At 46.0% G+C, this 20,979-nt stretch carries 22 protein-coding genes; 8 read left to right on the forward strand and 14 right to left on the reverse strand.

Going from position 1 to position 20,979, the window contains the following annotated elements; translation table 11 throughout:
- Positions 1-64: 64 nt before the first annotated feature.
- From CL55_RS00740 to CL55_RS00755, 4 genes are read right to left on the reverse strand one after another with little or no spacing between them, the layout of a single operon-like run.
- Positions 65-835: a uracil-DNA glycosylase gene (locus tag CL55_RS00740; protein ID WP_046329439.1), complete on the reverse strand. Its 771-nt coding sequence runs from the start codon at positions 833-835 to the stop codon at positions 65-67.
- Positions 835-2,619 carry a M61 family metallopeptidase gene (locus CL55_RS00745; protein ID WP_046329440.1) on the reverse strand — a complete coding sequence of 595 codons (1,785 nt, stop codon included), beginning with the start codon at positions 2,617-2,619 and terminating at the stop codon, positions 835-837. Before CL55_RS00745 ends, CL55_RS00740 begins: the two co-directional genes overlap by 1 nt.
- A gap of 12 nt (positions 2,620-2,631) precedes the next feature.
- Positions 2,632-3,375: a DsbC family protein gene (locus CL55_RS00750; RefSeq protein ID WP_237150512.1), complete on the reverse strand. Its 744-nt coding sequence runs from the start codon at positions 3,373-3,375 to the stop codon at positions 2,632-2,634.
- Entirely contained in the window at positions 3,341-4,615 is a 1,275-nt protein-coding gene (locus CL55_RS00755) for an FAD-dependent monooxygenase (RefSeq protein WP_052728690.1), read from the reverse strand. The genes CL55_RS00750 and CL55_RS00755 overlap by 35 nt, the downstream gene beginning before the upstream one ends.
- Before the next feature lie 39 nt (positions 4,616-4,654).
- On the opposite strand from CL55_RS00755, the gene ychF reads away from it, so the two are divergent.
- Positions 4,655-5,749 (forward strand): redox-regulated ATPase YchF, encoded by a 1,095-nt coding sequence (gene ychF, locus CL55_RS00760; protein WP_046329441.1) that lies wholly within the window; start codon positions 4,655-4,657, stop codon positions 5,747-5,749.
- Between the two features lie 64 nt (positions 5,750-5,813).
- On the opposite strand, the gene CL55_RS00765 is transcribed toward ychF, so the two are convergent.
- On the reverse strand, positions 5,814-6,164 hold the full coding sequence (locus tag CL55_RS00765; RefSeq protein ID WP_046329442.1) for a hypothetical protein: 351 nt from the start codon (positions 6,162-6,164) through the stop codon (positions 5,814-5,816).
- 116 nt (positions 6,165-6,280) lie between these two features.
- On the opposite strand from CL55_RS00765, the gene CL55_RS00770 reads away from it, so the two are divergent.
- Positions 6,281-6,835 (forward strand): hypothetical protein, encoded by a 555-nt coding sequence (locus CL55_RS00770; protein ID WP_046331035.1) that lies wholly within the window; start codon positions 6,281-6,283, stop codon positions 6,833-6,835.
- On the opposite strand, the gene trpC is transcribed toward CL55_RS00770, so the two are convergent.
- Genes trpC through rpe form a run of 5 tightly spaced genes read right to left on the reverse strand, consistent with a single transcriptional unit; the run spans position 6,832 to position 11,472 of the window.
- The gene (gene trpC, locus CL55_RS00775) at positions 6,832-7,635 is read right to left on the reverse strand and encodes an indole-3-glycerol phosphate synthase TrpC (RefSeq protein ID WP_046329443.1); all 804 of its coding nucleotides are present in this window, start codon (positions 7,633-7,635) and stop codon (positions 6,832-6,834) included. The two genes, CL55_RS00770 and trpC, sit on opposite strands and share 4 nt — an antisense overlap.
- A gap of 11 nt (positions 7,636-7,646) precedes the next feature.
- The gene (gene trpD, locus CL55_RS00780) at positions 7,647-8,669 is read right to left on the reverse strand and encodes an anthranilate phosphoribosyltransferase (RefSeq protein WP_046329444.1); all 1,023 of its coding nucleotides are present in this window, start codon (positions 8,667-8,669) and stop codon (positions 7,647-7,649) included.
- Between the two features lie 22 nt (positions 8,670-8,691).
- A complete protein-coding gene (locus CL55_RS00785; protein WP_046329445.1) occupies positions 8,692-9,258 on the reverse strand; it encodes an aminodeoxychorismate/anthranilate synthase component II in 567 nt (188 codons plus the stop codon).
- A complete protein-coding gene (gene trpE, locus CL55_RS00790) occupies positions 9,242-10,747 on the reverse strand; it encodes an anthranilate synthase component I (RefSeq protein ID WP_046329446.1) in 1,506 nt (501 codons plus the stop codon). Before trpE ends, CL55_RS00785 begins: the two co-directional genes overlap by 17 nt.
- Positions 10,747-11,472 carry a ribulose-phosphate 3-epimerase gene (gene rpe / locus CL55_RS00795; protein WP_046329447.1) on the reverse strand — a complete coding sequence of 242 codons (726 nt, stop codon included), beginning with the start codon at positions 11,470-11,472 and terminating at the stop codon, positions 10,747-10,749. The genes trpE and rpe overlap by 1 nt, the downstream gene beginning before the upstream one ends.
- A 49-nt stretch (positions 11,473-11,521) precedes the next feature.
- Between rpe and apaG the strand changes: the two genes are divergently transcribed.
- The 3 genes from apaG to CL55_RS00815 all read left to right on the forward strand — a co-directional run bounded on the left by apaG (position 11,522) and on the right by CL55_RS00815 (position 13,976).
- A complete protein-coding gene (gene apaG / locus CL55_RS00800) occupies positions 11,522-11,896 on the forward strand; it encodes a Co2+/Mg2+ efflux protein ApaG (protein WP_046331036.1) in 375 nt (124 codons plus the stop codon).
- Between the two features lie 125 nt (positions 11,897-12,021).
- Entirely contained in the window at positions 12,022-13,176 is a 1,155-nt protein-coding gene (gene mltA, locus CL55_RS00810) for a murein transglycosylase A (RefSeq protein WP_046329448.1), read from the forward strand.
- Positions 13,177-13,199: 23 nt separating this feature from the next.
- The gene (locus tag CL55_RS00815) at positions 13,200-13,976 is read left to right on the forward strand and encodes an enoyl-CoA hydratase (protein WP_046329449.1); all 777 of its coding nucleotides are present in this window, start codon (positions 13,200-13,202) and stop codon (positions 13,974-13,976) included.
- 22 nt (positions 13,977-13,998) lie between these two features.
- On the opposite strand, the gene CL55_RS00820 is transcribed toward CL55_RS00815, so the two are convergent.
- Genes CL55_RS00820 through bioA form a run of 4 tightly spaced genes read right to left on the reverse strand, consistent with a single transcriptional unit; the run spans position 13,999 to position 18,503 of the window.
- Positions 13,999-15,192, reverse strand: coding sequence for a M20 aminoacylase family protein (locus CL55_RS00820; protein ID WP_046329450.1), 1,194 nt, complete (start codon positions 15,190-15,192; stop codon positions 13,999-14,001).
- A gap of 19 nt (positions 15,193-15,211) precedes the next feature.
- Positions 15,212-15,934, reverse strand: a complete 723-nt coding sequence (bioD, locus tag CL55_RS00825; protein WP_046329451.1) for a dethiobiotin synthase — start codon at positions 15,932-15,934, stop codon at positions 15,212-15,214.
- Entirely contained in the window at positions 15,931-17,160 is a 1,230-nt protein-coding gene (locus CL55_RS00830; RefSeq protein WP_046329452.1) for an aminotransferase class I/II-fold pyridoxal phosphate-dependent enzyme, read from the reverse strand. The genes bioD and CL55_RS00830 overlap by 4 nt, the downstream gene beginning before the upstream one ends.
- Positions 17,157-18,503, reverse strand: a complete 1,347-nt coding sequence (gene bioA / locus CL55_RS00835) for an adenosylmethionine--8-amino-7-oxononanoate transaminase (protein WP_046329453.1) — start codon at positions 18,501-18,503, stop codon at positions 17,157-17,159. The genes CL55_RS00830 and bioA overlap by 4 nt, the downstream gene beginning before the upstream one ends.
- Positions 18,504-18,592: 89 nt before the next feature.
- Between bioA and bioB the strand changes: the two genes are divergently transcribed.
- From bioB to mraZ, 3 genes are all read left to right on the forward strand, one after another.
- Entirely contained in the window at positions 18,593-19,630 is a 1,038-nt protein-coding gene (gene bioB / locus CL55_RS00840) for a biotin synthase BioB (RefSeq protein WP_082091856.1), read from the forward strand.
- 12 nt (positions 19,631-19,642) lie between these two features.
- A complete protein-coding gene (coq7, locus tag CL55_RS00845) occupies positions 19,643-20,272 on the forward strand; it encodes a 2-polyprenyl-3-methyl-6-methoxy-1,4-benzoquinone monooxygenase (protein ID WP_046329454.1) in 630 nt (209 codons plus the stop codon).
- A gap of 272 nt (positions 20,273-20,544) precedes the next feature.
- Positions 20,545-20,973: a division/cell wall cluster transcriptional repressor MraZ gene (gene mraZ / locus CL55_RS00850; protein WP_046331039.1), complete on the forward strand. Its 429-nt coding sequence runs from the start codon at positions 20,545-20,547 to the stop codon at positions 20,971-20,973.
- Positions 20,974-20,979: the final 6 nt, after the last annotated feature.

Below are 20,979 nucleotides of genomic sequence, written 5' to 3' on the forward strand. Positions count from 1 at the left end.
AGACTCTTTATTTAAGTTACATGTAACATTTTAACTTACTTATTTGTTACATGTAATGTAAAGGTCAATTCCCTGCAGAAAACAAGTCCAACCAGTTTGGATTGTTTCTATCTACCCAGATGATCGGCTTTAGACCCAGCTTCAGTAACCACTCATTAGCCTTAGTGAAGTGCCCACAACTTGCCTTAGCACCAAGCTCTAGGAAGGGTCGATCTGTTTTATAGACCCCTAGCCCAGAAGGGTGTGAGGATTGGAGAATCAATTGATCTGGTGCTGCTTCAATAAGGGATAACTTGGATTGGGCATGACCTCCCCACAGCATCCAAACCAGATTGGGCTTTTGCTGCGCTAAGGCACTTATCAGTCGATCGATGAGGGATTTCCAACCCAGATTGGCGTGACTGCCTGCTTCACCCAATTTGACACTGAGAGCGGTATTGAGAAGTAAAACGCCTTGCTCAGCCCAAGAATGAAGATCCCCATTCTTAAGAGCGCCAAAACCTTCCAGTGCTAGCGCCTTGCTGATATTACGTAAGGAGCTCGGAAATTGGCGAGAATTTATCGGAATATTGCTCGGTATGGAAAAAGCCAAACCCTGAGCTAGCCCAGGAGAGTGATACGGATCTTGCCCCAAGATGACTACCTTAACTTGATTAAGCGGAGTCAGCGAGAGTGCTTTGAAGAAATTCTGAGGCTCTGGACCAATCTTCTCGAACTCTTTATTGAGCTCAGCCCTGAGATTAGCCTGGAGTTGTTGCCACTCAGGGGATTCAAAATAGTCTCCGAGTAGAGTGCGCCAATCTTCTGGAATATCAGCTGCAGAAAATGAATGCATTACTCAGTCGGAGTGAGTATGTACTGGGCTGGAATTTGATCATCCTCAAGAACGGTCATACACTCATGCTCTAAGTCATCTCGGTAAAAGCAAATCTGAATGATTTGCCCTGTGATCAAGTAAGATAAAATTTCATCCCAGCGAGCAGCAATAACACGCTCACCATTGATGCTAGCCAGAAGATCTCCTGTAGCTAGACCAGCCAATTGCGCAGCACCACCGTCGAGTACGTGGGTTACCTTTAGCCAGCCACCTACTTCAGTGTGACGCAACCCAAGTTGCAATTTAATTTGCTCAAGCTTGGAATGGGTTTTTTGTTTTACTGCAATAGTTTGGGAGTTAATCCATTTCTGAATTGGAATATCTTCAGTACCAAAAATGTAGCGAGATTGAAACTCATTCCAGGTTTTTGAGAACCCTCTGCCAAGTAGTTTGAGTATCAACTCGTCCAGGCCATCTTCAGCAATGCCATCCAGCGTTACCCCATGAGTTTGCCAAATGAGACGCATCAAATCATCTAAGGATTGGCGGTTGCTTGTAAATGCACGAATCTTGAGATCTAAACCTAAAGCGAGCAAGGCGCCCTTGCCGTAATAACTCACGACTGAATTCGGCGTGTTCTCATCGGCTTGGTAATACTTAGTCCAAGCATCAAAAGAGCTGTCCGCTAGGCTTTGCTTCAATCTACCAGGCCCACGCAAAATACCATTCCAATTATTAGTCACTAGCTTGAGGTAGGTTTTGAGATCAATGCGTTTGCTACGGAATAATTGCAAGTCATCGTAGTAACTCGTAAAGCCTTCAAATAACCACAGTAAACGAGTATGGTTTCTGCGATCAAGTTGATAGGGTTGAAATGCTTTTGGCTGAATGCGTTTAACTAACCAAGCATGGAAGTATTCATGACTACAGAGGCCTAAAAACTCACGATAAGATACCTCATCAACCGGGGAATTTATTTGGGGAATCTGATCACGACGGCATAGCAGGGCGGTGCTATTGCGATGTTCGAGTCCGCCATATCCAGAGAGAACCGCATTCACCAAAAATAAATAATTCTGGAAAGGTGCTTTCTTAGTCTTAGGCTCAAAGAGATTAATTGTGCTGGTACAGATAGCCTGAAGATCTTTTGCTAAGCGCTCAAGATCAATTTCATGGATGCAACCTTGAATAGCCATGGCGTGTGACGCGCCACTTGATTGCCAATGTGCAATCTGAAACTCACCCATCGCAATCGGATGATCTAAGAGATCGTCATAATTTTTGGCGAGATAAAAGCCGTAACCTTGATCATCTACTTTGGCTTGTTGCAAGCCCGTTTGAACAGTCCAGGAGTTCGCGCAAGTATCTTGAGGAGGAACTAAGACTACAGCACAGGGTAAAGACTCCTGCCCCTTGACTGCTAAACATAAACTGCTTGGGTTGATAAAAGCACGCTCAGTATCTAGATAGGCGGCTCGTACTGAAGAATCAAATGCATATACCGTTGTGAGGATTTCTACTGCACCAGCTACCTTGGGTAAGCACCATTGATCATTATCAATTCGCTCTAAGACCAGCGCTTGATTTGGCTTATTTAGTGCAAACGCCTCGATCGTTTCAATTTGTTTGCTGAAATCACGTATTAAATAGCTTCCCGGAATCCAAGCGGGCATCTGCAAAATCTGTCCGTTGGGCGAGGGATTCTGAATGTGTAGCTTCACATGAAAGCGGTGACCGTGTAAATCCGCCGACCAAATGGTGTACTGGATTGCTGGTAGATCAGAGGTATTTAATTTATTCATTAGGGTTACCTCTCACTTCAGGCTGCTAAATTTCTTTTCAATATCGGTGATTTGAACTGCACCTGGAAAGCGACTGCCATCAGTAAAGAAAATAGTAGGCGTACCCGTAATGCCATAGGTTTTGGCAAAGGTCATATTTTTATCTAAAGGTGTGCTGCAGTCGCCCTTGCCGGTAGGTGTAATGCCATTGATCATCCAATCAACATAGGCTTTTTGGGGATCTGCAGAGCACCAAATCTGTTTCGACTTTTGCGCGGAGTCAGCTGAGAGAATCGGAATAAGGTAGGTATAGACCGTAACGTTATCTAATTGCTGCAAGGATTTATCTAAACGCTTACAGTAGCCGCAATTCGGGTCGGAAAAAACAGCTAACTGTCGACTGCCATTACCTCGTACTACTTTTAAAGCATTTGATGAATTGAGTTCAGACCATTTAATGCGATTAAGGTCTACCTGTTTTTGCTCCGTAATATTTTTTCCAGTAGCGATCTCAATGATTTCGCCTTGGATTAAATATTTACTATTCGCATCGGTATAAAAAATCTCATTTCCAACTAACACTTCATATATGCCGGAAATGGGTGATTGAGAGACACTTTTGATTTTGGTGTTTTGGCCAATCTTCTTTTGAAGCTCAGATCGAACTTGCTGTTCCGATTGCGCGTTGACTGTTCCTACTAAAAATACTAGAGAGCACGCTAAAGCGAGAGTAGAAAGTAATTTATTCAAAATCAGCATCTCCGAGAGCGCGCTCAATGAGGCGCCGTTTAATGAAGTGACTACGATTGACCATACCCAATCCCCAATTACGTAATTGCCTTTCAGTACTACTACTTGCTGAAAAAAGTTTTTTAAGTTTATCTGTTACCCAAAGTAATGCACTGGTGTCGCCTTGACGTTGTCTTTCATAGCGACGCAGTAGCACTATGTCATTGAGTAGCCGAAAAGATTCTCGTTTACTCAGCACGTGAAGTAGTGATGCAACATCTCTGAGACCTAAATTTAAGCCTTGTCCTGCTAATGGATGAATGACATGAGCCGCATCTCCAATCAGCACTACCTTGGGATTTTCAGCTGGGCCAATGAAGCGACTCGCCTGAATTCTTCTAAGAGGAAAAGTGGCTGGTATCGAATTGAGCTTGAGCTCCCCAAGTTGAGCAGCTATTGCTCCATTAGCAATCGAGGAAAACTTTTCAGCCCAGTCTGCAAAATCCAGTTTTAAAAGATCCGCAGCATTTTCTGGCGAGGTTGACCATACCATCGATACCTGTTTATTTGGTAGCGGTAACATCGCCACAATATCGCCGCCGGGTAAAAACCATTGATAAGCAGTTTCTAAATGGGCGCTACTACAAATCCAATTGGCTACCGCGGCATTTTGCGAGTAGCTTTCCTCTTTTGCAGAAATCCCTAACTCCGAGCGGATGGGTGAATTAGCACCATCAGCAGCAATCAGGAGTTGGGCTCTTAAGCTTGAACCATCTTTTAGGTGGAGTAGAACCCCATCATCAATGGTTTGAATTTTTTCGACTGCGCCATTCATACGCTCTAATTTATTTTGGAAGCGTGAGGCTTGATCCAGGGTGTGCTCGATCAGATTCGATTCGCCAATCCAGGCTAGCTGGGGAGTACCAGCTTCAAAAGCAGATAGATGCAGCTGATCCTGACTTTCACCGCGATCACCAAAAATCCGCATATCTCGAACAGCTTGCATACGACTGTGATCAACGGCATCCCAAACTTGTAGATGGGCTAATAGTTTTTGGGTGCCGGGAGAAAAAGCATAGATACGTTGGCCCCATTGACTGCCCTCGGGGGCAGCAACCACTTGACCTAAATCGGGGGCAATTTGAACCGTTTGCAGCCCAAGTTGCGCTAGACCTAAGGCACAAGCCTTGCCCACTATGCCTCCGCCGACTACGGCAATATCTACAGTCCGTATCTGAGAGGTATTTTTAGGTAATTTAATCGAGGTATTTGGGTGAACTTCTGACATATCTCGATGATATCGAAACTAGCCCTTTACAATACAGCCATGTCTTTGAAATGTGGCATCGTCGGCCTGCCTAACGTCGGCAAATCTACCCTTTTTAACGCGCTTACCAAGGCTGGAATCGCGGCAGAAAACTATCCTTTCTGCACGATCGAGCCTAATGTAGGTGTGGTCGAGGTTCCTGATCCCCGTCTTGCCGCTTTGGCTGAGATCGTCAAGCCCGAGCGCATCCTGCCTGCAGCTGTCGAATTTGTCGATATTGCGGGATTAGTGGCTGGTGCCTCCAAAGGCGAAGGTCTAGGGAATCAATTTTTAGCCAATATTCGTGAAACTGACGCTATTACCCATGTGGTGCGCTGTTTTGAGGATGCCAATGTGATCCACGTAGCCGGAAAGATTGACCCAATCTCCGATATCGCCGTGATCGACACCGAATTGGCTCTGTCAGATTTAACTACAGTTGAAAAAACGCTACAGCGCTCAAGTAAGGCGGCAAAGTCAGGTAATGACAAAGAGGCTACAGCCTTAGTGGCTGTGCTGACCAAAGTGCAGGCTCACTTAGATCAAGCGCAGCCGGTACGCAGCATGAAGCTGACTGAAGAAGAAAACTTGCTCTTAAAGCCGCTCTGCTTAATCACAGCAAAGCCGGCAATGTATATCGCTAACGTTAAAGAAGACGGTTTTGAAAATAATCCTCATTTAGAGGCGGTTATTCAGCATGCAGCCAAAGAGGGTGCTCCAGTAGTGGCGGTATGCGCCGCAATCGAGGCTGAGATTGCTGATTTGGATGATGCTGATAAAGCGGAGTTTCTTGCCGATCTCGGTATGGAGGAGTCTGGCTTGGATCGGGTGATTCGGGCGGGTTATAAGTTATTAGGGCTACAGACCTACTTTACCGCTGGTGTTAAAGAGGTGCGCGCCTGGACTATTCATCAAGGTGATACTGCTCCCCAGGCTGCTGGGGTAATTCATACGGACTTTGAACGTGGCTTTATTCGTGCGCAAACTATTGCATATGAAGACTTTGTGCAATTCAAGGGCGAGTCTGGTGCCAAAGAGGCTGGCAAGATGCGTGCCGAAGGTAAGGAGTATGTTGTTAAAGATGGTGATGTATTAAATTTCCTCTTTAACGTTTAAAGCATCATCCTTAAAGAAAAAGCCCTTATTACTAAGGGCTTTTTTACTTTCTTGCGGGAAGTTATTAACCCGCTTTGACAGCCTTTTCTAGGCACTTAGAAATTTCTTCATAGCGCTTGATGGCAACCTTGGTGGGCACCACTTCTTTTTTGCGCCCGTCTTCATTCGCTGCCATCTTGATGTAGCCCATGGCGCTGAGATTCTTGAGGCGTCCGTGCAGAGTAGCTTGAGAGCCAAACTCAGACATTGAAATTAAATCGCCTACCAATAGGGGCTGCTCAGCATGAAAACTCAAAATAATTTTGTCCAGAAGACTCTCTTCAATGGAGTCGAGTTTTTTGCCGGGGTTAATTCGATCAAGAACATCAATCAAATTCAGAAAACGAATATAGCAAGAGGATTTAGTGGTCGACATAAACGATTAAAGATTTAGAGGGCTATTCGCCTAAGGGTTAACGATGAGAGTATATACCTGCATAAGTTTGATGGCTAGGATGACATAGTATTAATTTAATTAACATGTCGGCAATCATGAAAAAAATAGTTTTAGAGTGGCCTTTAGGGTTTTTAATTAGTTCGCTAGCGTACACAATTTTGTTTTATGTCAATGATTGGCTCACCACTCACCTCACTTTTGGCTTAGGGGTGAATTGGATCTATCTACCTGCAGGCCTTCGTTTATTTCTTACTCTGATATTTGGCTTGCCGGGCGCATTGGGAATAGCCATCGCATCATTTTTTATTAGTTATTTAGGACCTTTCCCTCGAGAACTCACAACCTGCATGGGCATTGGTTTGATTTCCGGCTTTGCACCCTATTTAGCTAGAGTCTTTGTATTGAGGAATATAGATATCTCATCTGATCTGAGTAATTTGACTTTACCGAAGTTGGTAATTTGCACTTTGATTTATGCAGCCTTGAGCGCAGGCTTGCATCAATGGTGGTTTTCGGTCCGAAGTCTTGATGAGACCGGAAGCTTCAATCACTTCTTGGTAATGCTAATTGGTGATGTGCTTGGAACAATAGTATTCGTTGGGCTGATTAAAGTCGGGCTAGATTTATTGAGACCCTCAAAGCTTACCTAATTAAATAATTCGCTCAGAGCTGCTCCAGGATCGTTAGCCCGCATGAATGCTTCGCCCACTAAGAATGCATTGATCTGATGATCACGCATCAATTGCACATCTGCACGATTCATGATTCCAGATTCAGTAACCAGAGTTATTCCAGTAGGAACCATTGATAGCAAGGACAGGGTTGTTTGAAGGGTAACTTCAAAAGTCTTCAGGTTGCGATTATTGATTCCAAGCAATGACGTTTTTAATTCAAGGGCTTGCTCTAGCTCGGGAGCGCTATGAACTTCAACGAGGACATCGAGACCGAGTTCATGAGCACAAGCTTCTAACTCCTTCATTTGATTGAGTTCTAAGCAGGCCACAATAAGCAAAACAGCATCAGCACCGATTGCCCTTGCTTCGTAGACTTGATAGGGATCGATCGTAAAGTCTTTGCGTAAGACTGGAATATTGCATGCAGCTCTTGCGGCCTGAAGATAAGCATTAGCCCCCTGAAAATAATCTTTATCTGTGAGTACAGATAAACAGGCTGCTCCATTTTTTTCGTAAGACTGAGCGATTTCAGCAGGCTGAAAATTCTCTCGTAAGATTCCTTTGCTGGGACTAGCTTTCTTAATCTCGGTAATTACGCCGGCTTTGCCCGCCGCGATCTTTCGCTCGATAGATTGAATAAAGCCTCGCGGTTTTAAGAGTGCATTACGATTATTTTCTTCGGCCTGATCGCGTTGATTAGCTAAAGAGATCTTTTTCAAATCGGCAGCGATCTCTATTTTTTTGGTAGCAACAATTTTGTCGAGGATATCGCTCATGAAGATCTTAATTAGTTTTGGGTTGCCGCTACAAATTGGTCTAGTTTTTGACGAGCGGCACCAGATGCAATGGCTGCTTGCGCCATCTGAATACCGCTAGCAATACTTGGTGCCACATCAGCTACATAAAGTACTGCACCAGCGTTGAGGCTAACAATGTCACTTGCTGGGCCGGATTTTTTATTGAGCACACCTAAAACAATCGCCTTAGATTCTTCGGCGTCGGCCACCTTAAAGCTGCTGGTAAGTGCTGTACTTAAACCAAAGTCTTTTGGATGAATCTCATATTCACGAACTTGGCCATCCTTTAATTCACCAACGAGGGTGGGGCCCTCAAGAGAGATCTCATCTAAGCCATCACGGCCATAAACCACTAACGCATGATCCATTCCCATCGCTTGCAATACCCGCGCCTGAATACCGACTAAGTCTGCATGGAATACGCCCATTAGGATGCGCTTGGCATCTGCTGGGTTTGTAAGAGGTCCTAGGATATTAAAAATTGTACGCACACCCAAATCTTTGCGAATTGGCACAACATTCTTCATTGCAGGGTGATGGTTTGGAGCAAACATAAAGCCCGCACCTACCTCAGAGATACACTTCGCAACTTGCTCTGGTGAAAGCGACAGCTTCACGCCTAAGGACTCTAGAATATCTGCGCTACCTGACTTGCTACTCACACTGCGATTGCCATGCTTAGCAATTTTTGCACCAGCCGCTGCGGCGACAAACATGGCAGCAGTAGAAATATTGAAAGTGTGAGCGCCGTCTCCACCTGTGCCCACTACGTCAACTAAATTTTTTCTATCCTCTACATGTACTGGTGTCGCAAATTCACGCATGACTTGCGCAGCTGCGGCGATTTCACCAACCGTCTCCTTTTTAGTGCGCAGGGCAACGAGTAGGCCAGCAACTAAAGTTGGTGGCATCTCACCACTCATGATGAGGCGCATCATGGCTGTCATCTCATCATGAGAAAGTTCGCGAAGTTCAATACATTGTTGTAACGCTTGCTGTGGAGTAAGGGACATAGAGATCGACTTAATACCTGTGTTATTTGGCTTGCAGGAAATTCTTCAGCAGCGCATGGCCATGCTCAGAGAGAATCGATTCTGGATGGAACTGCACGCCTTCTACCGCGAGTTCTTTATGGCGTACACCCATAATTTCACCATCAGAAGAGGTGGCGGTTATTTCGAGCATTGTCGGTAATGAACTTTTTTCAATCGCAAGGGAGTGATAACGCGTCACTTTGAATGGGTTGGGTAAATCTTTGAAAACGCCAACACCAGTATGGTGAATGTCATCAGTCTTACCATGCATGACTTTCTGGGCGCGAACAATTTTGCCGCCAAAAGCCTCACCAATTGCTTGATGTCCAAGGCAGACACCGAGGATAGGAATTTGTCCAGCATAGCGTTGAATCGCAGCCACAGAAATTCCTGCCTCCGCTGGACTGCAGGGCCCTGGTGAAATGCAAATACGAGCAGGGTTGATCTTGGCAATCTCTTCAACGGAGATTTCATCATTGCGGAAGACCTTTACCTCCTCACCAAGTTCTGCGAAATACTGAACGAGGTTGTAGGTAAATGAATCGTAGTTATCAATCATGAGGAGCATCGAGTCCTCCTTGCACTAAATCCGCTGCCATTAAAACTGCTCGAGCTTTCACTTCGGTTTCTTTCCATTCGGCAGTTGGGTCAGAGTCTGCCACCACACCAGCACCCGCTTGAGAATGCAATACACCTTCGCGAATCACGCCGGTACGAATGGCAATGGCCACATCCATATCTCCGGAGAAGGAGAGGTAGCCTACTGCGCCACCATAAACGCCGCGTTTCACAATTTCCATCTCATCAATAATTTCCATTGCCCGAATTTTTGGGGCGCCCGATAAAGTACCGGCAGGGAAGGTTGCTCGCAGAACATCCATATTACTCATATTGTCTAATAGCTCACCTTCAACAGAGCTCACAATGTGCTGAACATGAGAATATTTTTCAATCGACATAGAGTCTGTCACTTTGACGGTCCCAGTCTTTGCGATACGACCTACATCATTGCGTGCTAAGTCAATTAACATCACATGCTCTGCGATCTCTTTTGGATCGGCAAGCAATTCTGTAGCAAGGCGTTCATCTTCTTCGGGTGTCGCACCACGAGGGCGTGTGCCAGCTAATGGACGAATCGTCACAATCTTCTGACTCTCACGTTGCTCTTGGCGCACCAAGATCTCTGGTGATGAACCGACTACTTGCAGATCACCAAAGTCATAGAAGTACATATAAGGGGATGGATTTAAAGAGCGCAATGCACGGTATAGGCTGAGTGGTGAATCTGTAAATGGTTTGCTAATGCGCTGGCTAATCACTACCTGCATGCAATCGCCAGCCAAAATATATTCTTTGGTTTTGAGGACGGCATTTTCAAAATCTGCCGCTTTGAACTTGCGGATTAATTCTGTTTTAGTGCTTGGTAATGAGGCTGGCATGATCACAGGTTTGCTTAAGCAAGCAAGCAATTCTTTTAATCGAGCTTGGCCCTTATCAAAGCTATCTGTCACGCTGGGGTCTGCGTAAACAATTAAATAAATGCGACCTGCAACATTATCAATAACCGCCAACTCTTCAGTGAGCATCAACTGAATATCGGGCACACCCAATTCATCTGGCAGATGGTGTTTTGCTAAACGCGACTCAATATAGCGAACTGTGTCATACCCAAAGTATCCTGCAAGACCGCCACAGAAGCGTGGTAGGCCGGGCTGGACTGCAACTTTAAAGCGCTTGAAATACGCGTCTACAAAATCTAATGGGTTGTCATGATTACTTTCAACTACCTTGTCGTTGAAGAGCACTTCGGTGAGTGGTGCATCAGGCGTACCCACTGTTCTCAAAACAGTTTTTGCAGGTAAGCCAATAAATGAGAATCGACCAAAGCGCTCACCACCCAGAACAGATTCAAGTAGATAGGTATTCTTTTGACCAAAGGCTTGAGTGAGCTTGACGTATAGCGAGAGCGGCGTCTCTAAGTCAGCTAAAACTTCTTTCACCAATGGAATGCGATTGAAACCCTGTTTTGCGAGGGCAAGAAATTCATCGTGCTGCATTACGCTTTTCCTGACGTCGCTAGTTCTGCGCGCATCGCTTTAACCACGTCGGCATAATTTTCTTTGCCAAAGATTGCTGAGCCAGCAACAAAAGTATCTGCACCAGCTTTGGCTACTTCTGCAATATTGTCGACCTTAATTCCGCCATCCACTTCAAGACGAATATGGCGACCAGTTTCTTGTTGATGGCGATCTAGATGCGCACGTACTTGAGCGATCTTATCAAGCGTACTCGGAATAAATGACTGACCACCAAACCCTGGATTAACCGACATCAATAAAACCAGATCAAGCAACTCAAGTGTGTGATCTAAGTGATGTAGTGGTGTCGCAGGATTTAAAACCAAGCCAGCCTGACAACCTTGGTCGCGAATCAAATTAATCGTGCGGTTTACATGAGGACTGGCCTCTGGATGAAAGCTAATCAGGTTTGCACCTGCTTTTGCAAAATCTGGAATGATGCGATCTACTGGTTCCACCATGAGGTGCACATCAATCATCACTGGCTTGCCATCTTTTGTTGCGTGTGGACGAATTGCCTCGCAAACCAAGGGGCCAATAGTCAGGTTGGGGACGTAGTGGTTGTCCATCACATCAAAGTGAATCCAGTCTGCACCCGCCAAGAGAACATCCTGGACTTCCTTGCCTAGGCAGGCAAAGTCGGCCGACAAAATCGAGGGGGCAATGACAAACTGGCTATTTGAGGGTGATTTCTGACTGTCCATCCCTAGATTCTAGCTTGCAGTTGGACTCAGGATGGAGCAGAATTCGAGCATGAATCCTCATGAAATCAGCATTACAGTCAAAACCCAGTATTTGGCCGACCAGTCTGACCCCGATAATCGTCAGTTTGCCTTTGCCTACACGGTCGCTATTAAAAACACCGGTACGGCCAGTATCCAGCTAATCGCTCGCCATTGGTTTATTACCGATGGGGAAAATGATGTCCAGGAAGTGCGTGGCTTGGGAGTGGTAGGTCAACAACCGCTGCTGCGGGCGGGGGAGCAGTTTGAGTACACCAGTTGGGCCACCTTACCAACGCCGGCGGGAACAATGCGTGGAGAGTATTTCTGTGTCACTGAAGAAGCTCAGTTTTTCCAGACCCCAATCCCTGAATTTGCTTTAGTGATGCCCAGAACCTTGCACTAGGGTCTTAAAAGCTCTATTTTTTGCCCTTACCGGTCCACAGGACGATAAAAAGCAGCAGGGCTAAGGCTAAGCCACCCTCCAAGGCAAACAAGATCATGGGGTATTCATCGAGTAAATTGGCAATCATGATTTCTATATCCAAATTGATAAGTCGCAAAAATACTTCGCGAGTCTTTGCCTGCAGTGTATTCGCTGTCAGCATTGCCAGCTTATTGGCTGCTTGCTCTACGCCTTCTACCCGTGGATCTGCTTATCGATCAAGTGGCGCTGCCCCAACTAGCTACAGCTCCTCTATCGCTAGCTTTCGATCCGTCTCGTGGCAGGACTTGCCTGGCTGGCAAGAGGATGATTTAAGCCAGGCTTGGCCAGCTTGGCTCAAGAGTTGTGATGCTCTGCGTAAACGCAATAGCGAAATTAATTGGCGCCAGGTGTGCTCCCTGACCTCAGTAATTTCAGGTCGTGATGGACGTGCGATACGCCAATATTTTGAGGGCAACTTTCAGGTATATGAAGTGCGTAACAGCGCTACAGGTAACGAATCTGGGCTAATCACCGGTTATTACGAGCCCGTCATGAATGGCTCCCAGACTCGCACAGCTACTTACTCTATTCCCTTATACGGCCTGCCAAATGCCTGGAAAGGCTCAAAACCAAGCCCTGCGCCAGCACGTGCTGAGCTCATGAGCTCCGGTGTGCTCCGAGGCTCAGAAATCGCTTGGGTGCAAGATCCTGTAGCTGCCGCTTTTATGCAAATTCAAGGATCTGGAAAAATTCGTTTGGAAGATGGGCGCGTATTACGACTTGGTTATGCCGGCACCAATGATCAGCCGTTCAAGTCTTTTGCCCAGTGGTTGCTCGATCGCAAGGAGATTACGCGCGGTGAGGCAACAATGCAGGGTATCTCTGCATGGGCCAAGCGCAACCCAGGTCGAGTAGAGGAGATGCTCAATGCCAATCCTCGATTTGTGTTCTTCAAAGAGTTGCCAAGTAACGTCAGTGCCGATCTGGGGCCTAATGGCGCATTGGGCGTGCCTCTAACTGCTGAGCGCAGCATTGCGATTGATTTGAAAGCGATGCCTTTAGGTGCCCCAGTATTTTTAAGTACCACTAAGCCACTAAGTAGCCAAACCTTGCAAAAGTTAGTGATGGCTCAAGATACAGGTAAAGCCATTGTGGGTGGGGTGCGAGCGGATTACTATTGGGGATCAGGCGATTCTGCAGGTGAGTTGGCGGGACGCATGAAGCAAGATGGCAAGATGTGGCTATTGTTGCCACGCTAAACAAATATTTTTGAAAGAGATTGATGACTTACAACAACATACTGACCGAAGTAGATGGCAAAGTTGCCGTCATTATTCTCAATCGTCCTCAAGTATTAAACGCCCTCAATGATGAGTTAATGAATGAATTAGGAAAGGCGCTGTTGGGTTTTGATGCTGATGACAATATTGGCTGCGTCATTATTACCGGCAGTGAAAAAGCATTTGCAGCTGGTGCAGATATTGCAACAATGGCCAAGTATGGTTTTGCCGACGTCTATCGCGGTGACTTTATCTCGCGCAACTGGGAGGAGATAAAAAAAGTACGCAAGCCAGTGATTGCTGCAGTATCTGGATACGCTCTTGGCGGCGGATGTGAGTTAGCGATGATGTGTGACACCATCATGGCAGCAGACAGTGCTAAGTTTGCGCAACCGGAAGTGAAGCTAGGGATCATTCCTGGGGCTGGTGGTACGCAGCGTTTACCGCGCGCAGTCTCAAAAGCAAAAGCAATGGATTTAGCGTTAACAGGTCGCATGATGGATGCAGCTGAGGCAGAGCGTTCTGGACTTGTTTCTCGTATTTTCCCGCAAGCAGATTTACTAAAGGAAGTGAAAGCAATTGCTAAGACAATTGCGGATATGCCGCTGCTAACTGCAATGATGGTGAAAGAAGCGATCAATACTGCTTATGAAACTACGCTCTCAGAAGGCATTCATTTTGAGCGTCGTTTATTCCATTCGTGCTTTGCGACTCATGATCAAAAAGAAGGTATGGCAGCTTTTATGGAAAAGCGCCCAGCTCAATTTACGAACTCGTAAACAATTTACTACTTAGGCTGAATTATTTTTCTAAGTAGCGTTGAGCTAACTTGACCCAGTAGCTAACGCCTACTGGGATCAGCGCGTCATTAAAGTCATAAGAAGGATTGTGAAGATGGCATGGGCCCATGCCATGACCTACCGAGCGGTGATCGCCATCACCATTGCCTAGAAATACATAACAACCAGGTTTCTCTAAAAGCATGAATGCAAAGTCTTCTGCGCCCATTGTTGGGTCGATAGAAGTATTGACGCTTTGCGCTCCAACCAGCTCACTCATGACCTCGCTTGCAAAACTTACTTCCTTGTCATGATTGATGAGTGGAGGATAGTTGCGAGCAAAGCTGACTTCAGCTTTACAGTCAAATGCGCTAGATACGTTATGGGAGATTTCTCGTAAGCGTTGTTCAATCAAATCCAAAACTTCTAAGGTGAATGTGCGAACGGTTCCGCCGATAAAGGCGCTATCTGGAATCACGTTGCTTGTTTCGCCCGCATGAAACTGTGTGACGGATAAGACTGCTGCATCCACAGGGCGTTTATTGCGAGTAATGATGCTTTGCAGAGCTTGGACAACTTGAGCGCCCGCAAGTACGGGGTCAGCACTATTATGTGGCAAAGCGGCATGTCCACCTTTACCTCGAATAGTGATTTCAAAAGTATTGCTTGATGCCATCATTGGGCCAGATGTCACGCCAAAATGCCCTTCGGCAAGTCCTGGCCAGTTGTGCAGACCAAAGACAGCATCGCAAGGAAATTGCTTAAAGAGTCCATCGTTAATCATTTCTTGCGCGCCAGCACCACCTTCTTCGGCAGGCTGAAAAATGAAAATTACCGCACCGGTAAAGTCTCGATGATTAGATAAGTATTGAGCAGCACCGAGGAGCATGGCAGTATGACCATCATGGCCACAGGCATGCATCTTGCCGGGATTCTTTGAAGTATGTTCAAAGTTATTGTGTTCTTGTAATGGCAGTGCATCCATATCGGCACGTAATCCAACCATCTTGCCTGGACCTAAGTCCCCATCCAGCTTTCCGACAACTCCAGTTTTTCCAAGGCCGCGATAAACCGTTATTCCCCAGCTCGAAAGCGCTTCAGCCACAAGATCAGAAGTGCGATTTTCTTCAAAACGCAATTCTGGATGCGCATGGATGTTACGGCGAATCTCTTGAATAGCTGATGCGGAGTCTATGATTTCTGGAAGTAATCGCATAGTTTCATCTTATCTGAATTTATTCAGGCAGTTTTATGTGTCCCGCAGCAAATCGTAAGGCCTCAATGGAATAGGGGGCATTCTCTGATTTCTGAAGATGCGGAGGCAGGTTAGGAATAATGCCCAAAAAAGGCGCAAAAATTCGATCCTTTAAGGTTTGAATATTTTCTGCTAATGAAGGCATTTCCTCTGACAGCGTGTTGGCTACCCAGCCCGCAATTGTCAACTGGCGCGACACCATTGCTTCACAAGTGAGTAGGGCGTGATTTATACAGCCCAAGCGCATACCTACTACGAGAATGACTGGTAAATCCATTGCCTGCGCTACATCCCCCAAATCTTCCTGCTCGTTCAGTGGGACTAAAAACCCACCTACACCTTCAACCACTACCGAATCAAATACCGAGGTCAATGTATTGAATTCATCTAAGATTCGGGTGGCATCTAAATGCACCTTATTTTGCTGGGCAACGATATGTGGAGCTGCCGCCACATCTAGAACAAATGGACAAAGACTTTGCTCGCGAGTATTTAATCCTGAAGCAATGCGCAATGTCTCCAAGTCTTCATTGAGTTTTTGGCCGCTAGCATCAACATAAGTCCCTGCAACCACCGGTTTGAAGCCTATGGTGCGAATACCATCCTCTCTAAGTTTTAGAATGAGTGCACCGCTGACCAAAGTTTTGCCAACTTCAGTATCAGTACCAGTAATAAAAAAACCGGCAGATGTTCTTAGTGTCATAAATTACTTTTTACTTCTTGCTCAATTACTTGCAATGTCTTGATCAGCTCTCGTAAATCATCAACACTATGATTTGCAGAAAAAGTGATGCGTAGACGCGAGCTACCGACGGGTACGGTAGGCGGTCGAATTGCTGGAATCCAATAACCTGCCTCATCCAAGAGCTTGGCGGCTGCCAATGCACTGGCATTGCTTCCTAAGATCACAGGCTGAATTGGGGTTGATGAGGGTGTTTTTTCCCAGTGCTGGAAAGTCATTTCATCGCGCCAAATTTGAATCAATTGATTTAATTGTTTACGACGCGTAATACCTTCCTTACCCTCGATGAGTTCCAAGCTAGTAATTAGGGTGTGTGCAATCGCAGGTGGTGTAGCGGTACTGTAAATATAAGGGCGCCCTTTTTGGATAAGCCATTCAATAAAAGGCGCAGTTGCACAAATAAATGCGCCGCTGACACCAGCTGCTTTTCCAAGCGTGCCAACATAAATAATCCTTTCTGAATGCACGGCCGATTGCTCCAGAATGCCATGGCCCTGTTCGCCAAGTACGCCAAAGCCATGCGCATCATCTACCATCAGCAGCGCATCATATTGTTCAGCAATACGAAGTAGATTTTTAACGGGCGCAATATCCCCATCCATACTGAAGACTCCATCGACCACAATCAATTTAAGTGGGTGCGCATCTTGCTGTAATACTTCTTCTAGAAAATCGAGATTTTGGTGATCAAACAAAGTCACTTTAGCTTTAGTTTGTGAACTTGCTAGACGTACACCATCAATCAAAGAGGCATGATTGAGTTTGGCTGAATAAATACTGACTTCACCTTGATTAGCAAGTTTACTTAGACCGGTAATCGCATTGATGTTGGCAAGATAGCCAGTACTAAAAAATAGTGCTCTTGCATTGGGAATATATTTACTCTCACAAGCCGCTAATTTTTTTTCAAGTAGATCATGCGCAATGCTGTGGCCACTGATTAAGTGTGACGCACCGCTACCAACCCCATATCGTTTTGCACCTTCGGCAAGCGCAGCAACTAATTCAGGATGATTTGCTAGGCCCAAGTAGTCGTTACTACAAAACGCTTTGAGTTCTCGTTGGTCAACCCGAGCCTTGGTATCACAGGGTGACGCGGTGCTACGCAATTTACGTCTAAGTAATTGCGCATCTAGGTCGTCAATCTGGTGCTCTGCCATAGCTCGAGCTTTAAAGTTTGTACTCATACCAACACCTGATTGAGAGCGCGCTGTACAGAGATACCCATTCGCATCGTTTCTTCTGAGGAGAGAATATACGGCGGCATGACGTAAATCGTATTACCAATGGGTCTGATGAGAATACCTTCTGCCATTCCTGCAGAAAACACCTCTCTTGAAAAAATAGTTTTACGCTGGAGTGATTCAGGTTTGACATCAAATGCCAGGATCATGCCTTGCTGACGCCAATGTTCGATGCGAGGATCTACTTTTGCCCAAGCAAATGCATTAGCGAGATCTTTGCTGCGTTCAATATTTTTTTCAAGAACAGATTCAGTTTCGAAAATGTCTAAGCAGGCAAGTGCAGCAGCACATGCCATTGGGTTACCTGTATAGGAATGCGAGTGCAAGAAACCTTGTTGCAGTTGATCGCCATAGAAGGCCTGATAAATTTTGTCAGTCGTCATCGAGAGCGAGAGCGGAAGATACCCGCCACTAATACCTTTAGAGAGTGTCAGGAAGTCTGGCCAAATTCCCGCATGTTCACAAGCAAAAAACTTTCCCGATCGACCACAGCCTACTGCGATCTCATCGGCGATGAGATGAATGTTGTAACGGTCACAGAGTGCCCTTACAAGGCGTAAATATTCAGGAGAGTACATTGCCATTTGACCAGCGCATTGAACGAGCGGCTCAATAATGATTGCGGCGATATGATGATGCTCTGCCTTCAGTAACTCTTCTAATTTTTCTGCTGCTCGCATGGCGACATCGTCAGCACTTTCACCAGGCTGCGCTTTTCGTGAATCAGGTGAAGGCACGGTAAAGACATCTTGCAATAGCGATCCATATGCTTCTCGAAATATCGCAACATCAGTGACTGCTAATGCGCCTAAAGTTTCACCGTGATAGCCATTTTCTAGGCAGACAAATTTTTTCTTTTGGGGATGATTATTTAGTCGCCAGAAGTGGTGGCTCATCTTCAAAGCAATCTCTACTGCAGACGCACCATCGGATGCAAAAAATACGTGACCCAATTGGCCTTGAGTTAAAGCAGATAGTTTTTCGGATAGCTCTACTACAGGAGGATGGGTAAATCCAGCGAGCATGACATGCTCAATTTTTTCAAGTTGACTTGTAATGGCCTGATTGATGCGCGGATTGGAGTGGCCAAATAGATTAGTCCACCAGGAGCTAATGCAATCGAGGAGGGCATTGCCCTGGTCATCAAAGAGCCAAGCACCCTTACCTTTAGTAATGGCAATTAATGGTAATGACTCGTGATGCTTCATCTGAGTGCAGGGATGCCAAACAGCATCTAGGCTGCGATCAACCAGAGAGGTTTGATTTGGATCAGAAATAAGCTTCATGTTTGGTATTTGACCACTAGTTTTTCCTAATTTAGGCTTCTATCTGTTATGTTTATGCCTTGAATTGATCTATTTTCTGGAATTCGACCATGCAGGCCACCCAAACTATTGAAAAACCCCTCACCCAAGTCAAATCTCAAAAGGATTTACATAAAGAGGTTGACGCTTTGGGTGCTTGGTCAGTAGCCCAGGTTGAGGCTCTATTTGCTCTGCCATTTAGTGATTTGATGTTTAAGGCACAAGAGACCCATCGTGCCAACTTCCCTGATGGTGATGTGGAATTGGCTACGCTTTTGTCAATCAAGACCGGCGGTTGTCCCGAGGATTGTGGATATTGTCCTCAGGCGGCTCGTTATGACACTGATGTCAAGGCGAACAAGTTGATGGATTTAGATGAGGTGCTTGAGGCTGCCAAAGCTGCCAAAGCTGCCGGATCAAACCGTTTTTGCATGGGTGCTGCTTGGCGGGAGCCCAAAGATCGTGATATTGAAAAAGTCACTGCCATGATCAAGGGTGTGAAGGCTTTGGGTCTTGAAACCTGTGCGACTCTGGGGATGCTGGAGCCCAATCAGGCTCAAGCCCTCCAAGAGGCTGGCTTAGACTTCTACAACCACAACCTGGATACCAGTGAGGACTTCTACCGCTCAGTGATCTCTACTCGGGGCTATCAAGACCGTTTGGACACGATCTCTAATGTGCGTGCTGTAGGCATGTTAGTGTGCTGCGGGGGGATTGTGGGCATGGGTGAGTCTCGTGAGCAACGTGCATCCTTCTTGGCGCGTTTGGCTAATTTAAGTCCGTATCCAGAGTCGGTGCCAATTAACCATTTGGTCCCAGTGGCAGGAACCCCTTTGGCAGATCAGAAACCCTTGGATCCGCTTGAATTTGTGAGAACCATTGCTGTAGCTCGTATCACTATGCCGCGTGCGCGTGTGCGCCTCTCGGCTGGACGTCAGGAGTTGGGTAGGGCAGTTCAGGCCATGTGCTTCCAGGCTGGGGCTAATTCGATTTTCTATGGTGAGCAACTACTCACTACCGGTAATCCTGAGGCAGAACAAGACCGCGAGCTATTGGCTGAACTAGGTTTGAAGACTAAGCAAAGTAGCAAAACAGAGGTTTTAGTCTAGTTTCTCAGGCTTATGGCACTAATTGATCGCTTCATTACTGAGTTTGATACAGCCCTACGTTCGGTAGTCGGGGGCGCTCATGCTCATCGCCCAATGCCGGGTTCAAATACGCCATCTAGTGGATTATTGGATACCAAAGAGAGAGAACATGCAGCTGGGTTAATGCGCGTGAATCATGTGGGCGAGGTCTGCGCTCAAGCTCTTTATCAAGCTCAAAAATTAGTAGCACGCAACCCTGAAATTCGGCAGATGTTAGATGACTCTGGCCAAGAAGAGATGGATCATTTAGCTTGGTGCGAAACACGCCTCCAAGAGTTGGGCTCACACACTAGTTATCTCAACCCAATTTGGTATGCAGGATCCTTTGCAATCGGCTTGGTTGCTGGCTTAGCGGGCGATAAGTGGAGTCTTGGATTTGTTGCTGAAACAGAAAAACAGGTAGAGAATCACCTCGAGAGTCATCTCGAAACATTGCCTTTAGAAGATGAACGTTCTCGTGCAATTGTTGATCAAATGCGCATCGATGAAATTGAGCATGGACAGGCCGCCATTTTGGCTGGTGGGGCGGACTTACCGAAGCCCATTCAGAGTCTGATGCAGGTCATGTCTAAAGTGATGACAAGCACTGCTTATAAAATTTAGCCATTACTAATTTTTCGAATATTTTTATTTAATATACTGTGTATTAATACAGTATATTTACCTATTATTAGGCTAAATAGCTAAGACCTATTCTTAAGTATATTTTCCAAGCCATTGTTTCAAGTAGCATTTTTATAAGCACCATTTTATCAACATATGACGCTAAGTGTTTGTAATCACTAGGAAATTTCCTAAAAAATAAGCCAAAAAGACTTGACCCTCTTATTACGATCCTCTAAAGTGGGAGGAAGTGTGAAAAAGTGGGGTAAATGGTGTTTCAAGGTGCTTCAGCTCTCAATTTAGATGCAAAAGGCCGCATGTCCGTGCCGGCAAAGCATCGTGACGCCTTGTTAGTTCAAGGTGAGGGCCGAATTACGCTCACAAAACACCCTGACGGATGCCTGCTGCTATTCCCTCGACCTGAGTGGGAAACCTTCCGCTCACGTGTTGCGCAATTGCCAATGGATGCCCATTGGTGGCGTCGCATCTTTCTTGGCAACGCTGCAGAAGTCGATTTGGATGGCGCTGGAAGAATTTTGGTGAGCCCAGAGTTGCGATCAGCCGCCGGCATTGAAAAAGAAGTGATGCTGCTCGGCATGGGCAGTCATCTAGAGTTGTGGGACGCCGCTACTTACGCTGCAAAAGAACAGGCTGCCATCGCACAAGGTATGCCTGAAGCCCTGAAGCAATTTAATTTTTGATGACAG

The sequence above is a fragment of the Polynucleobacter duraquae genome, assembly GCF_000973625.1.
In the GTDB taxonomy this organism is placed as follows: Bacteria; Pseudomonadota; Gammaproteobacteria; order Burkholderiales; family Burkholderiaceae; genus Polynucleobacter; species Polynucleobacter duraquae.